Annotated in this window: 13 protein-coding genes; 4 read left to right on the top strand and 9 right to left on the bottom strand. The window is 61.9% G+C overall.

Going from position 1 to position 13,464, the window contains the following annotated elements; translation table 11 throughout:
• Positions 1–142 precede the first annotated feature (142 nt).
• A complete protein-coding gene (locus CRO23_RS13830) occupies positions 143–850 on the top strand; it encodes a hypothetical protein (RefSeq protein ID WP_033640534.1) in 708 nt (235 codons plus the stop codon).
• A 90-nt stretch (positions 851–940) separates the two neighbouring features.
• Here the strand turns inward: CRO23_RS13830 and CRO23_RS13825 are convergent, their stop codons facing one another.
• Positions 941–2,335, bottom strand: a complete 1,395-nt coding sequence (locus CRO23_RS13825; protein ID WP_016927996.1) for an MFS transporter — start codon at positions 2,333–2,335, stop codon at positions 941–943.
• A gap of 231 nt (positions 2,336–2,566) precedes the next feature.
• Here CRO23_RS13825 and kdgR point away from each other — a divergent pair, with 231 nt between their 5' ends.
• Positions 2,567–3,358, top strand: coding sequence for a DNA-binding transcriptional regulator KdgR (gene kdgR, locus CRO23_RS13815; RefSeq protein ID WP_097102271.1), 792 nt, complete (start codon positions 2,567–2,569; stop codon positions 3,356–3,358).
• 46 nt (positions 3,359–3,404) lie between these two features.
• On the opposite strand, the gene CRO23_RS13810 is transcribed toward kdgR, so the two are convergent.
• The 5 genes from CRO23_RS13810 to phnR all read right to left on the bottom strand — a co-directional run bounded on the left by CRO23_RS13810 (position 3,405) and on the right by phnR (position 8,114).
• Positions 3,405–4,208, bottom strand: coding sequence for an ABC transporter permease (locus CRO23_RS13810; protein WP_097102269.1), 804 nt, complete (start codon positions 4,206–4,208; stop codon positions 3,405–3,407).
• Positions 4,209–4,210: 2 nt separating this feature from the next.
• A complete protein-coding gene (gene phnU / locus CRO23_RS13805) occupies positions 4,211–5,074 on the bottom strand; it encodes a 2-aminoethylphosphonate ABC transporter permease subunit (RefSeq protein WP_016927992.1) in 864 nt (287 codons plus the stop codon).
• A gap of 1 nt (position 5,075) precedes the next feature.
• Entirely contained in the window at positions 5,076–6,200 is a 1,125-nt protein-coding gene (gene phnT, locus CRO23_RS13800; RefSeq protein ID WP_050487542.1) for a 2-aminoethylphosphonate ABC transport system ATP-binding subunit PhnT, read from the bottom strand.
• 8 nt (positions 6,201–6,208) lie between these two features.
• Positions 6,209–7,219, bottom strand: a complete 1,011-nt coding sequence (locus tag CRO23_RS13795; RefSeq protein WP_097102267.1) for a 2-aminoethylphosphonate ABC transporter substrate-binding protein — start codon at positions 7,217–7,219, stop codon at positions 6,209–6,211.
• Positions 7,220–7,394: 175 nt separating this feature from the next.
• Entirely contained in the window at positions 7,395–8,114 is a 720-nt protein-coding gene (phnR, locus tag CRO23_RS13790; protein WP_016927989.1) for a phosphonate utilization transcriptional regulator PhnR, read from the bottom strand.
• A 154-nt stretch (positions 8,115–8,268) separates the two neighbouring features.
• On the opposite strand from phnR, the gene phnW reads away from it, so the two are divergent.
• Together phnW and phnX are read left to right on the top strand one after the other, a co-directional pair.
• Positions 8,269–9,372 (top strand): 2-aminoethylphosphonate--pyruvate transaminase, encoded by a 1,104-nt coding sequence (gene phnW / locus CRO23_RS13785; RefSeq protein ID WP_097102265.1) that lies wholly within the window; start codon positions 8,269–8,271, stop codon positions 9,370–9,372.
• Positions 9,373–9,381: 9 nt separating this feature from the next.
• Entirely contained in the window at positions 9,382–10,191 is an 810-nt protein-coding gene (gene phnX / locus CRO23_RS13780; protein ID WP_049300226.1) for a phosphonoacetaldehyde hydrolase, read from the top strand.
• Between the two features lie 63 nt (positions 10,192–10,254).
• Here phnX and CRO23_RS13775 read toward each other — a convergent pair whose 3' ends face one another.
• The 3 genes from CRO23_RS13775 to hxpB all read right to left on the bottom strand — a co-directional run bounded on the left by CRO23_RS13775 (position 10,255) and on the right by hxpB (position 13,463).
• Positions 10,255–11,646: an L-cystine transporter gene (locus CRO23_RS13775; protein WP_176519326.1), complete on the bottom strand. Its 1,392-nt coding sequence runs from the start codon at positions 11,644–11,646 to the stop codon at positions 10,255–10,257.
• 181 nt (positions 11,647–11,827) lie between these two features.
• The gene (locus CRO23_RS13770; RefSeq protein ID WP_004931456.1) at positions 11,828–12,376 is read right to left on the bottom strand and encodes a metal-dependent hydrolase; all 549 of its coding nucleotides are present in this window, start codon (positions 12,374–12,376) and stop codon (positions 11,828–11,830) included.
• Between the two features lie 421 nt (positions 12,377–12,797).
• Positions 12,798–13,463 carry a hexitol phosphatase HxpB gene (hxpB, locus tag CRO23_RS13765; RefSeq protein WP_033640522.1) on the bottom strand — a complete coding sequence of 222 codons (666 nt, stop codon included), beginning with the start codon at positions 13,461–13,463 and terminating at the stop codon, positions 12,798–12,800.
• Between the last annotated feature and the right edge of the window lies 1 nt (position 13,464).

The raw sequence follows: 13,464 nt of genomic DNA, 5'->3' as shown, positions 1-13,464 counted from the left end.
TCGGCCTCTCAGCCTGGGCAGGTGCGATGCCCGTTCACCCGGTGAGTGGGTAAGCCGCATCGTGCTCGGTCACGGCCGGCTGTTTGGCTTTGGAGGCGCATGTTATATGCTTTGGCGCAATGACATTTGTCCCTGAGGCCCTATGAAAATCAACCACCTTCCCTTACTCAACGGTGATGAGCTACCGGCGCGCCTGGCCGAATTGACAAGCGGTATCGCCGATGCGGTTGCGGAACTGTTCAACCGGCATGATGACGATGCTGAACAGCCGGCTATTCGCTGGCATTCAGGCGATCTTCACCTCCCGGCATTTTTCCCCGACGAGCACGACAGCCACGAGTACGATTACCTGATCGTGGACGGCGATGTGATCGTGGAAGGATGCCTGGCGGTGTCACCGCAGCGCGAGGACGGCGGCATTGTCGTGCTGGGTCGGCTGCAGGCGGATACGCTGATTTGCTGGGGCGGACTGGTCGTGCGTGATGATGTCCGCATACGCCACGCCTATTGCAGCTCAGGAAACGACGGCGCATTCGTGGTGGGGGGAGACCTGACCGCGCTCACTCTGGTAGAGACGGGGGAGTTTATCCATGTCCATGGCGATCTCGACGCGCGGTGTCTCGCTTCGTTGCAGAACTTCGTTCAGGTTGACGGAGACACGCGCTGTGATTGCCGCATCGACAGCGCGCAGGCCGAAGATCTGATAAAGCGGATGTTCGCCCCTGGCTTACTGAAGGGCTTCGAGGGGGTGGATAACGACGGCCAACGCATTGTTGGCTGGTATCCGGATGACGACGCCTATTTAGCGTGTCTACGACAAGGCCGCAGCCCTTTGAGGAGCGGCGACTGACGCCAGGCCTGCATCGCACTCGACGCGGCCCGGCTCAGGCAGGCCGCGTCGGTTTTAAAATCGATTGGGTTCCGGCTCTTTCAATGTCCTCTATTTCACCTCGCGGCTGGGCTGCGCCGTTTGCGCGGTCGATTGGGTGATGCGCAGGCCGCTGACCGCCGCCGCCAGGGTAGCGAACACGCCGGCCAGGATCAGCGAAGCGTGGGTGCCGGAGGTAGGGAACAGGTTGAACATCAGCGCCACCAGCGCGGCCCCCGAGGTTTGCCCCAGCAGGCGGGCGGTGCCCAGCATGCCGCTGGCGCCGCCGCTGCGGTTGCGCGGCGCGGCGGAGATGATGGTGTGGTTGTTGGGCGACTGGAACAGGCCGAAGCCGGCGCCGCACAGCACCATGCGCCAGATGATGTCCATATTCGACGGCGCCGCCGGCAGCAGCGCCAGCGAAAACAGCCCGAGCGCGAACACCGCCAGCCCAATGCAGCCCAGCAGGCCGGCGTGCACGCGCTCCACCAGCCGACCGGCGATCGGCGCCATCACCACGATCGCCAGCGGCCACGGCGTCAGCAGCAGCCCGGTCGCCACCTCGCCGCGGCCCAACGCGGTTTGCAGGAAGAACGGCAACGACACCATCGCCAGCATTTGCGCGGCGAACGAACAGATTGAGGTGCCCATCGACAGGGCGAAGATCGGAATGCGCAGCAGGTCGACCGGCAGCAACGGAAATTCCTGGCGCAGCTGGCGGCGCACGAACACCGCGCCAATCGCCAGCAGTGCGGCGATTTCGCTGAAGATCAGCGTCAGGCTCTGGCCCTGGGCGAAGCCGCTGATGGCGGTGATCAGCAGGCCGAAGGTCAGCGCGTTCAGCACCGCGCTGGTGGGATCGAAACGGCGGTTATCGCTTTTCTGGCCGTTGGCCGGCAGGAATTTCATCCCCAGTAGCAGTGCGACGATGCCGATCGGCAGGTTGATGGCGAACAGCCACTGCCAGGATGCGACCGACAGGATCGCCGCCGCCACCGTCGGCCCGGCCGCCGAGGAGCAGGCGACGATCAGCGAGTTGATGCCCATGCCGCGGCCGAGAAAACGCTGCGGGTAGATGATGCGGATCAGCGCGGTGTTGACGCTCATGATGGCGGCGGCGCCAAAGCCTTGCAATACGCGGGCGATGGTCAGCGTGAGCAGTGAGTCGGACAGGGCGCAAAACAGCGAGGTGATGCTGAACACCAGCAATCCGGCCTGATAGATGCGGCGATAGCCGACCAGATCGCCGAGCGAGGCCAGCGACAGCAGAGAGACGGTGATCGCCAACTGATAGGCGTTGACCACCCAAATGGAGCTGGCCGGGCTGGCGTTGAGATCGCGAGCGATGGTGGGCAGCGCCACGTTGGCTATCGCGCCGTCGAGCACGGATACGGTAATGCCGAGGGCGATGGCGAGGATCGCCCCATAGCGTTGCGGGACGGGGAGGCCGTCGGAACAAGGACGCATGTTGGTCTCAGCGGTATTTATTCAGGGGAGTATTATCATGCTAATCATATTCGCCCGTGATTGCATGCCCCTTGTCCGCTTAATTGTAAACGGCGGTGAGCGGGCCAACGGTTATCCATTTGGCTTCAATTGCTTAGCGTTCAGCCGCGTTGCGCGCTGCGATCTGTTCCGATTATACTGAAACCCTTGTTTAAATTTCCTGAAACAAAACCGTTAAGTAGGGTATGCACCATGGCTAACGCAGATTCAGACAAGCAACCGGATGCCGTCTCATCCGTGATGAAAGTGTTCGGCATTCTGCAGGCGCTTGGCGATGAGCGCGAGATTGGCATTACCGAACTGTCCCAACGGGTGATGATGTCCAAAAGCACCGTCTACCGTTTTCTGCAGACCATGAAAGCGCTGGGCTACGTTTCGCAGGAGGGCGAGACGGAAAAGTATGCGCTGACGCTCAAGCTGTTCGAACTGGGCGCCAAATCGTTGGAGAACGTCGATCTGATCCGCAGCGCCGACGTGCAGATGCGCGAACTGTCGAACCGCACCCGCGAAACCATCCACCTCGGCGCTCTGGATGAGGACGGTATCGTCTATATCCACAAGATCGACGCGATGTACAACCTGCGCATGTATTCGCGCATCGGTCGCCGTAACCCGCTGCACAGCACCGCCATCGGTAAAGTGCTGCTGGCCTGGCGCGATCGGGATGAGGTGGCGCAGCTCCTGTCGCAGATTGAATTTACCCGCAGCACCGAGCATACCTTGGCCAGCGCCGCCGAACTGTTGCCGGTGCTGGATCGGGTACGAGCGCAGGGATTCGGCGAAGATGCCGAAGAGCAGGAGGCGGGGATCCGCTGCATCGCCGTACCGGTCTTCGATCGGTTCGGGGTGGCGATCGCCGGGCTGAGCATCTCTTTCCCGACGCTGCGTTTTTCCGACGCGGCGCGGGAGGAGTATGTGGCGTTGCTGCACGTCGCCGCCCGACGCATTTCCGAGCTGCAGGGCTATCACGACTACCCGTTCTGACCCTTCGTTTCTAAAAACAAGGCGCCGCCATGGCAGCGCCTTGTTGCTATTTTGCGCCCGGCGTCAGCCGCTGCGCAATCCGCTCCAGCACTAACATCAGCAACATCGTGGCCGCCACCAGGATCATGGTCAGCGTCGCGCCGTTGGCGATGCTGCCGCGATCGGTCAGGCTGAAGATCGTGACCGGCAGCGTCGCCCAACTCGGCGGGTAGATCATCATGGTCGCGCCCAGCTCCCCCATCGACAGCGACAGGCTGAGCGCGAAGGCGGAGATCATGTAGGGGGCGATCATCGGCAGGGTGACGTGGCGCAGGCGGAACAGCGGCGAAGCGCCCAGGCTGGCGGCGACGTTCTCGTAGTCGCCAGGTAGCCGGGTCAACCCGGCCATCACGTTGCCGAAGGTAAAGGCGGAAATCAGCACGAAGTGAGCGGCGGGCACGATCAGGAAGGTGCCGTTCATCTGCAGCGGTCCCTGGCTGAACGCCACCAGCATCCCCAAACCGATAGAGACCGAAGGCACCGCGCTGGGAATGAAAAACAGCGTGCCCAGCAGCCGTCGGCCGCGTTCAGGCGCGTGGCGCAGCGCCAGCGCCGCCCAGGTGCCGCACAACAGCGCGAACAGGCTGGCGCTGAAACCGATAGCCAGACTGGCGACCAGCGCGTCCCAGGAGGCGCCGCTGAACGCCTGGCGGAAGTGGTTGAGGGTGAAACCGCTCGGCAGCACGCCGTTCCACTGTTCACTGAGGCTGGACATCAGGATCACCGCCAGCGGCAGGCAGAAGAACAGGGCGAACAGCGTGATCGTCAACGTGCAGGTCAGGGTGCGTCCGGTGCGGGACCATATCAACATCGTCAGTTCCTCAGCCCGGCGCGCGCCGCGGCGTAGCGGTAAAGGGAGAACAGCCCGAGCGACAGCGCGATATTCACGACGGCGATCGTGCAGGCGACGGCGTAATCCGACTCCAGAATCGCTTTGGTGTAGACCATCATCGGCAGCGTGGTGACGCCCTTGGCGCCGATAAACAGCACGATGCCGAACTCATTGGTGGTCAACAGCAGGCACAGGCTGCCACCGGCCAGCAAGGCCGGCAGCGCGGCCGGTAAAATCACCTGGCGCACCACGCGCCCCGGCCGGGCGCCGAGAATGCTGGCGGCCTCGAGCTGGCTGCGATCGATCTGCGACAATGCCGCCATCAGCGGGCGCATCACCAGCGGCGTAAACACGGTGATTTCCGCCAGGATCACCCCCCAGATGGAGTAAAGAAAGTCCACCGGCGGCAGGGTGAAACCGAAGGCCGTCATCAGCGTGCCGTTCAGCAGACCGGCGGAGCCGTAGATAAAGGTGAAGGCCAGCGTGATCAGGAAGGTCGGCATGGCGATAAAGGTATCGATCACCCGGGCGATCAGTCGGCTGCCGGGGAACGGCGTGAACACCAGCAGCAGCGACAGCAGGGTGCCGAGCACCAGGCAGCCCAGCGTCGCCAGCAGCGCAATCTGCAGCGTGTTGAGCAGAGCGCTGACAAAGCGCCGGGATTCGAACACCTGTTGCAGCGCGGCGGCGCTGAATAGCCCCTGATCGTCGGTAAACGCCTGTTTGACGATCAGCGCCAACGGGTAGAAAAACAGCGTCGCCAGCACCAGCAGCGGCAGCAGGATCCACAGACTGCGCGGGAAACGCAGCCGCAGGGCCGGGCGAATAAGCGTAGAGTCGGTCATGTCAGTCCTCGATCAGTACCGCATCGTCGGGGGCGAAATAGAGCGGCACGCGCTCGCCGATCTGCGGCATCCGGTTGCGATGGGTGGTGACCACGCGCAGCGAATGGCCTTGTACCTCGAACTGCAGGTGCGTCAGCTCCCCCTGCCAATGAATATCGCGCAGCGTGCCGATGAGGCAGTTGCTGCGCTGGGCGTCGGCATCAAGCGCAATATGCTGCGGCCGGATGCACAGCAGCTTGTCGAAGCCGCGTTGTGCGCCGTAGGTGAAACAGCCGATCACTTTGCCGGCGCAGCTGACGGTGGTCATGCCTTGCTGCGCGGTAGTCTCAAGGGCGGTGGCCGGCAGCAGGTTGGCGCGGCCGAGAAACTCGGCGGCGAAGCGGTTCGTCGGATGGTGGTACAACGCGCGGGTTTCGCCGTGGGCGATCAGGTGGCCGTCGCGCATGATGCCGATCTTGTCCGCCAGCGTCAGCGCTTCCCCCTGATCGTGGGTGACGTACAGGATGGTCAGATCCGGCAGCTCGCGGTGCAGGCGGGCGATCTCTTCCACCATGCTGTGACGGATTTGCGCGTCCAGCGCCGACAGCGGCTCATCCAGCAGCAAGACTTTGGGGCGCACCGCAATGGCGCGAGCGATCGCCACCCTCTGCTGTTGGCCGCCGGAAAGCTGGCTGGGATAGCGCTTGGCGTAGGCGGACATGCCGACGATGGCCAACGCTTCTTCGACGCGCTCGGCGGTCAGGCCGCGCGGCTTGCCTTGCGCGCGCAGGCCGAACGCCACATTGTCCTCGACGCGCATATGCGGAAACAGCGCGTAGTTCTGTACCACCATGCCCAGGCCGCGCTCATAGGGCGGCACGTCGGTGACATCGATGTCACCGATGGCGATGCGTCCGGCGGAGGGCTGCACGAATCCGGCGATCGCCCGCAGCACGGTGGTTTTACCCGAGCCGGAGGGGCCGATCAGCGCCAGCACTTCGCCGGGGGCGATGGTGAGCGTGAGGGGTTTCAGCACCTCGGTGCCGCGATACGACACGCTGACGCGGTTGAGCTGAATGCCCGACGGCCCGGCGATGTCGAGGCTGCTATCCCGCGCCTCGGCGCGGGAAGAGAGGGTAGAAGGCATCGTCAGCGTCATTCGGTCACCTGGCGCCAGCGGGAGATATCGGCGGACAGGCTGTTCACCACCTGGTTCCAGTCCGGCGCCCAGATGTCCACGCCTTTCAGCGCCGCCTGCGACTGCTTGAAGTTATCGTCGGTCGGGGTGACGTCCTTGCGCACCGGCATACCGTAGGAAATGGCGCTGACGCTGCTCTGCGCTTCTTTGCTCAGCAGGAAGTCGATCAGTTTTTTGCCGTTGGCGCTTTGCGGCGCGCCTTGCACCAGGCCGATATAGTAAGGCAGCACCAGCGTGCTGCGTTTGCCGTCCGGCCCGGCCGGCCAGAACACCTTCACGTTCGGATTGCTGCGCATCTGCGCCAGATTCATCTGCAGATCGCCGTTGGCCACCAGCAACTCGCCTTTATTGACCAGCGCGGTCAGCTTGCCGGTGGAGGCCGAAGGGCCGACGTTGTTGCTTTGCAGCTTGCCGAGGTAGTCGAAACCGGCATCTTTGCCGCCGAAGCTGTGAAACGCCTGCAGCATCACCGCGGTGCCGTCACCCGCCTGACCCGGCGTGGAGTACTGCAGCTTATTGCGGAATTGCGCGTCCAGCAGTTGTTGATAGCTGGCGGGCGCCTGCGGCAGCAGTTTGGCGTTATAGATGAAGCTCAGGTAGTTGTTCACCAGCGGCACGAACTGCGGCTGGGCGTCGGCGATCTGCGCCGCATCCTGCGGGGTGAAATCCTGCAGCAGTTTTTCCGCGGCGGCGCGCTGGATGAACGGCGGCAGCGTCACCAGCACGTCGGCCTGCGGGTTGCTGCGCTCCTTCGACAGGCGCTCCACGATGGCGCCGGAGCCGCCTTCGACGTACTGCACTTTGACGCCGGTCGCCTGGGTGAAGGCGTCGAACTGGGTTTGATACCAGCTGTGATCGCCGTCGTGCAGACCATCGGCGGAGTAGACGGTCACCACCGCGTCGGCGGCCCAGGCCGGCGCGGCGCCGAGTGCGATGGCGGTCATCACGACCAGACGAGAGAATTTCATAGCTTCAGCCTCACTGTTGCGGGTTCATGCGAAACTGGTATACACCAGATATGCGGCCAAGCTAATCGGCAAATATGACAAACAAATGAAAGCGGCAAAATATAGTTGCCGGCGGCGGGGATTAGGCGTGGGAGAGAAAGGCGGAGCGGCAGGCGCAGCCCCGTCATGCAGGGGGTTAAAGCGTATCGACTTCGATGCGCAGGCTGTCGTGGCGCCAGTATTCGATATCGAAATCGAGAATGCGGCCGTGCTGATCGTAATTCAACCGGCGCAGCAGCAACGCGGGCAGGCCGACCATGGCGCCGAGCGCATTGGCGGCGCGATAAGGCAGGGCGGTCGGGTAGAACGACAGGTGCATGTTGCTGTAAATCAAATCGTAATGCTGTTGATAAACCTCGGTCAGGCTGCCGTTGAGATCGTGACTGAGCAGTGCCGGCACCCGCTGCGGCAAGCAGTGGTTCTCGCAATAGCAGATGGCGCGGCCGTCGGCATACCGCACGCGGCGCAGCAGATACACCTGATCGAACGGTTCGAGCGCCAGCGGCTGCATCACGTCGAGCGGCACCGTGGTTTTTTCGCCGGACAGCAGCGCGGTGTGCGGCGTGCGCCCTTGCTCCTGACAGAGACGGTGGAAGTTGGTGTTCTGCGTCGGATCCAGCCACAGCCGTTCCGGCGTGACGAACCAGCCGCGGCGATCGGCGCGGTAGATGGCGCCGGTGGCTTCCAATTGCGCCAGGCTTTCGCGAATGGTGACGCGGGTGGTGGAGAAGATGGCGCACAGCTCGCGCTCCGAAGGCAGCTTATCGCCGGCCTGTAGCGCGCCGCGGGTGATGCGCGCCTGAAGCTGATCCTTGATCTGCAGGTAGTGAGGCATATCGCCCTGATGTTCTTTCATTTCATCTCGCTATGGCATCGGCCCGACATTCCGGCACGCGCTTATTATACATAGCCAGATGAATTTTTTGTTTCACCGCGCTTTGTCGTTTGACCGGGGCAGGAATTTGCCGCCACAATGCGCGCAATCTGGTATAGACCAATAGGTGAATAACATGTCCGATCGTAACTACCTGCTGTTGACCCCCGGCCCGTTGACCACGTCGAAAACGGTGAAAGAGGCGATGCTGTATGACAGCTGCACCTGGGATGAAGATTACAACCTCGGCGTGGTGCAGCGCATTCGCCAACGGTTGGTGGCGCTGGCGACGCCGTCCGCCGGTTATACCTCGGTGCTGCTGCAAGGCAGCGGCAGCTTCGCGGTAGAGGGCGTGCTGGGCACGGTCATCGGCCCGCAGGACAAGCTGCTGATCGTCAACAACGGCGCCTACGGGGCGCGGATGATCGAAATGGCGCGGCTGATGGATATCGACCACCACGCTTTCGACTGCGGTGAGGTGAATGAACCGGATGTGACGGCGATGGAGGCGGTGCTGAAAAGCGATGCGCGCATCAGCCATATCGCCATGGTGCACTGTGAAACCACCACCGGCATGCTCAACCCGCTGCAGAAGGTTGCCGGTCTGGCGGCGCGCAACGGCAAGACCTTTATCGTCGACGCCATGAGCAGCTTTGGCGGCATCCCGTTGGATGTGGACGCGCTGGGCATCGATTTTCTGATCAGCTCCGCCAACAAATGCATTCAAGGCGTGCCGGGCTTCGCTTTTGTCATCGCCCGCCGCAGCGAGCTGGAGAAATGCGCCGGCCGTTCACGCTCGCTGTCGCTGGATCTGTATGCCCAGTGGCGCTGTATGGAGGATCAGGCCGGCAAATGGCGCTTTACGTCGCCGACCCACACTGTGCTGGCTTTCGCGCAGGCGCTGAAAGAGCTGGAACAAGAGGGCGGCATTGCCGCGCGCCATCACCGCTATCAGACTAATCAGCGTCGGCTGGTGGCGGGCATGCGCGAGCTGGGCTTTGAAACCCTGCTGGACGATGCGCTGCATTCGCCGATCATCACCGCGTTCTATTCGCCGAAGGCCGACACTTACCGCTTCACCGAGTTTTATCAGCGCCTGAAGCAGCAAGGTTTCGTGATTTATCCCGGCAAAGTGTCGCAGAGCGACTGCTTCCGCATCGGCAACATCGGGGAAATTTATCCGCAGGATATCGAACGTTTGCTGGCGGCCGTCGGGCAGGCGATGTACTGGAATCAATAAGGATTGACCATGAAACAGATCAACGCAGTGATCCTCGACTGGGCCGGCACCACGGTGGACTTTGGCTCCTTTGCACCGACGCAGATTTTCGTCGAGGCGTTCAAACACACCTTCGATATCGACATTAGCCTGGCGGAAGCGCGCATTCCGATGGGCCTCGGCAAATGGCAGCACATCGAGGCGCTGGGCAAACTGCCGGCGGTCGACGCGCGCTGGCGACAGAAGCTGGGCCGCTCGATGAGCCATCAAGACATCGACGCGCTGTATCAGGCGTTTATGCCGCTGCAAATCGCCAAAGTGATCGACTTCGCCGATCCCATTGAGGGCGTGCCGCAGGTGATTGCCGGGCTGCGCGAACAGGGCATTAAAATCGGCTCCTGCTCCGGTTATCCGCGCGCGGTGATGGAGGTGCTGGCGCCGGCCGCCGCGCAGCGCGGTTACGCGCCGGATTACTGGGTCGCCACTGACGATCTCGCGGCCGGCGGGCGGCCGGGGCCGTGGATGGCGTTGCAGAACGCGATCGCGCTGGGCATCGATGCGGTGGCGCACTGCGTGAAGGTGGATGACGCGGTGCCGGGCATTGCCGAAGGGCTGAACGCCGGGATGTGGAGCGTCGGGCTGGCGCTGTCCGGCAACGAGTTCGGCGCTACCTGGTCGGAGTACCGTCAAATGGCGGCGGGGGAAATAGCGCAGCGCCGCACGGCGGCCGCCGATAAGCTGTACGCGGCGGGCGCGCATTATGTGATAGATACGCTGGCGCAATTACCGGATGTGATCGCCGATATCAACCGGCGGCTGGCGAACGGCGAGCGGCCGTAACGACCGAACGCGGGACATAAAAAAACCGGGGATAATCCCCGGTTTTTTTGTTCTGAGACGGCGTTAGCGGTGAGCCAGTTCGACTTCGTCTTCGCTGTCCATCACGGCTTTGTCGGTTTGCTTCATCAACTGGCTGGTGATGGTGCCTGCCGCCATGGAGCCGTTGACATTCAGCGCGGTGCGGCCCATGTCGATCAACGGTTCGACCGAGATCAGCAGCGCGACCAGCGTCACCGGCAGGCCCATCGCCGGCAGCACGATCAGCGCGGCGAAGGTGGCGCCGCCGCCCACGCCCGCCACACCGGCGGAGCTGATGGTGACGATGCCGACCAGGGTGGCGATCCACACCGGATCCAGCGGGTTGATGCCGACGGTCGGCGCAACCATCACCGCCAGCATCGCCGGGTAGAGGCCCGCACAGCCGTTCTGACCAATGGTGGCGCCGAACGACGCCGAGAAGCTGGCGATGGATTCGGGCACGCCCAGACGACGGGTCTGCGCTTCCACGTTCAATGGAATGCTGGCGGCGCTGGAGCGGCTGGTGAAGGCGAAGGTGATCACCGGCCACACCTTGCGGAAGAACTTCATCGGGTTCACGCCGGTGAAGGCCAGCAGGATGGCATGTACCACGAACATGATGGCCAGGCCGATGTAGGAGGCCACCACGAAGCTGCCGAGCTTGACGATGTCGTGAATGTTGGAACCGGCGACCACTTTGGTCATCAGCGCCAGCACGCCATACGGCGTCAGCTTCATGACCAGACGCACCAGCTTCATCACCCAGGCCTGCAGGGTATCGATAGCCACCAGCACGCGCTCGCCTTTCGGCTTGTCGTCTTTCAGCAGCTGCAGCGACGCCACGCCGAGGAAGGTGGCGAAAATCACCACGCTAATGATCGACGTCGGGCTGGCACCGGTCAGATCGGCGAACGGGTTTTTCGGGATGAACGACAGCACCATCTGCGGCACGGTCAGGTCGGCCAGTTTGCCCACGTAGTTGGTTTGGATCGCCGTCAGGCGCGCGCTTTCCTGCGCGCCCTGCACCAGGCCTTCGGCGGTCAGGCCGAACAGGTTGGTGACCAGCACGCCCACCAGCGCGGAGATCAGCGTGGTGAACAGCAGCGTGCCGATAGTCAGTACGCTGATTTTGCCCAGAGAAGAGGCGTTATGCAGCTTGGCCACCGCGCTCAGGATCGAGGCGAACACCAGCGGCATGACGATCATTTGCAGCAGTTGCACATAGCCGTTGCCGACGATGTTGAACCAGCTGATGGATTCTTTCAGTACCGGGTTGTCGGCGCCGTACACCAGCTGCAGGCCCAGACCGAACACCACGCCGACCACCAGGCCGACCAGCACTTTTTTCGCCAGGCTCCATTGCTTGTGGCGGGTTTGCGCCAGCAGCAAAAGGAGCGCGACAAACACCAGCACGTTAATCACGAGCGGAAGATTCATCCCCAATGTCTCCAATAATCTTTCTTATAAAAACGACAACGCATCACGTATGTCGCGATGTAAATATCGTAACAGTTTGCCGAGTGGCCCACTTATATCCAAATGGAATTTGATATAGCTTTTTGTGTGTTTTTGTTTGTTTTATATACATCAAGGTGATGGGTTAAGCGTTTTTTTGTGATCAGAGTCTGATATTTCTGATTTGCTCGACATAGGATTGCACCGGCAGGGTGAAATCACCTTGCCAGCAGATGGCAAACGCCACCAGGCACAGACACAGCACCCGCTCCAGCTGGTTGCCTTTTTGCGAGTTGAGCAGCGGCAGGCGAAAACGCCAGCGGCATGGCCACAGCAGCGGCACGCCGGCGGGGGTGAGCATATCGGCCAGCAGATGGCTGAAGTAACCGATGATCATGGCGTGCAGCGCGTCGGCAGGGATCGGCCAACTGCGCGGCACGTCCAACTGGAACAGCGCCATGCCGCCGGCGATCGCCAGCAGGCTGTGGGTGAAACCGCGGTGGCCGAAGGCGCGGGCGATGGGCAAGGCGATCCAGCGCAGGCGCTGACCCAGCACCGACTTGGGGTGATCGATGTCCGGCAGCAGCGAGGTCAGCAGCGCGGCGGGTATGATGTGCCACCAGTCGCCGGTAGCCAGCTCTGGCGTCACTTCCGCCTTCTTGGCGAAGATCGCGCAAGCGACAGAGAATATAAGGTGTCCTTCCGCGGTCATGCTGTTGCGATTCCGGCTGGTAAACTGTTAATTTATCCAGTATATGGGAAAATTCCCAGTAGTGGAAGCAGTTACCCTGTAACTAATTGTTTATTTTTCCCTGTTTTACAACGGCTTGTTACGGCAATGCGTAACAAATCATCGATTTTGACGGGCGAGAATAAAAAGCGGGCAATGGGCGATGCATCAAGATGAGAAAAAAGGCGGTGGCTTGGCGTGTGGCGGGAGGAAGCGGCGGCCCTGAACAGCGCTGCGTGGCAGTGACAACGCTCCGCGGACCGTCGCTTTCCTGCCGCCCAGCATAATAATAACAACATGCTAATTCAATAATAATGAAACGCTGTTTTGTTTATTTTGCGGTGCGGATCCCTTTTATGACGCAGAGCGGCAAACGCAGGGCGCCGGCGGCCGGCGCCGCTGGTTAGGCAAAGTGAGCGGCAGTGAGCTGTTCCAGGGTCTCCAGCTTGTGGTCTGCCAGTGCCCAGCGCGGATCGTGACGGTATTCGGCCGCCGGGATGACGATGGAACGCATGCGCGCGGCCTTGGTGGCGATCATGCCGTTAAAGGAGTCTTCCAGCGTGATGCAGCGCAGCGGATCGCTGCCCAGGCGTTCGGCGGCGATCAGGTAGACCTCCGGGTGCGGCTTGCTGTATGGCAGGTATTCGGCGGAAACCAGCTGATCGAAGTAACCTTCAAGATCGAACATCTTCAGCACCTGGCGTTGCATGTGCAGCGGCGAAGCGGAGGCGAGACCGATGTTCAGCCCTTGACTGCGGCACAGCTCCAGCGCCTGCTGGACGCCTGGCAGCAGCGGGCGCGTCTCGTGCACCAGCTCGATGGCGCGCTCGATAATCCGCGCCGACACCTCATCGAGCGAAACCCCTTGCCACGGCATCGCCTGGTACCACATCTTCACCACCAGATCGATGCGCAGCCCCAGCGTGTCCGGCAGCTTGTGACGATCGGACAGATCCAAACCCAGCGCACCGAAGATATCCAGCTCGGCCTGCAGCCACAGCGGTTCCGAGTCGATCAACAAGCCGTCCATATCAAAAATTGCGGTTTCAATGCGTTGCGAATAAGCCATT

The sequence above is a fragment of the Serratia sp. JKS296 genome (assembly GCF_900215445.1).
GTDB lineage: Bacteria > Pseudomonadota > Gammaproteobacteria > Enterobacterales > Enterobacteriaceae > Serratia > Serratia marcescens.
The sequence above is the reverse complement of the archived record's forward strand: the minus strand, read 5'-3'. Positions and strand labels throughout refer to the sequence as shown.

Excerpts from the sequence above, each read along its gene's own strand:
- CRO23_RS13830 (WP_033640534.1), top strand. The coding sequence starts at position 143 with ATGAAAATCAACCACCTTCCCTTACTCAACGGTGATGAGCTACCGGCG.
- CRO23_RS13825 (WP_016927996.1), bottom strand. The coding sequence starts at position 2,335 with ATGCGTCCTTGTTCCGACGGCCTCCCCGTCCCGCAACGCTATGGGGCG.
- kdgR (WP_097102271.1), top strand. The coding sequence starts at position 2,567 with ATGGCTAACGCAGATTCAGACAAGCAACCGGATGCCGTCTCATCCGTG.
- CRO23_RS13810 (WP_097102269.1), bottom strand. The coding sequence starts at position 4,208 with ATGTTGATATGGTCCCGCACCGGACGCACCCTGACCTGCACGTTGACG.
- phnU (WP_016927992.1), bottom strand. The coding sequence starts at position 5,074 with ATGACCGACTCTACGCTTATTCGCCCGGCCCTGCGGCTGCGTTTCCCG.
- phnT (WP_050487542.1), bottom strand. The coding sequence starts at position 6,200 with ATGCCTTCTACCCTCTCTTCCCGCGCCGAGGCGCGGGATAGCAGCCTC.
- CRO23_RS13795 (WP_097102267.1), bottom strand. The coding sequence starts at position 7,219 with ATGAAATTCTCTCGTCTGGTCGTGATGACCGCCATCGCACTCGGCGCC.
- phnR (WP_016927989.1), bottom strand. The coding sequence starts at position 8,114 with ATGAAAGAACATCAGGGCGATATGCCTCACTACCTGCAGATCAAGGAT.
- phnW (WP_097102265.1), top strand. The coding sequence starts at position 8,269 with ATGTCCGATCGTAACTACCTGCTGTTGACCCCCGGCCCGTTGACCACG.
- phnX (WP_049300226.1), top strand. The coding sequence starts at position 9,382 with ATGAAACAGATCAACGCAGTGATCCTCGACTGGGCCGGCACCACGGTG.
- CRO23_RS13775 (WP_176519326.1), bottom strand. The coding sequence starts at position 11,646 with ATGAATCTTCCGCTCGTGATTAACGTGCTGGTGTTTGTCGCGCTCCTT.
- CRO23_RS13770 (WP_004931456.1), bottom strand. The coding sequence starts at position 12,376 with ATGACCGCGGAAGGACACCTTATATTCTCTGTCGCTTGCGCGATCTTC.
- hxpB (WP_033640522.1), bottom strand. The coding sequence starts at position 13,463 with ATGGCTTATTCGCAACGCATTGAAACCGCAATTTTTGATATGGACGGC.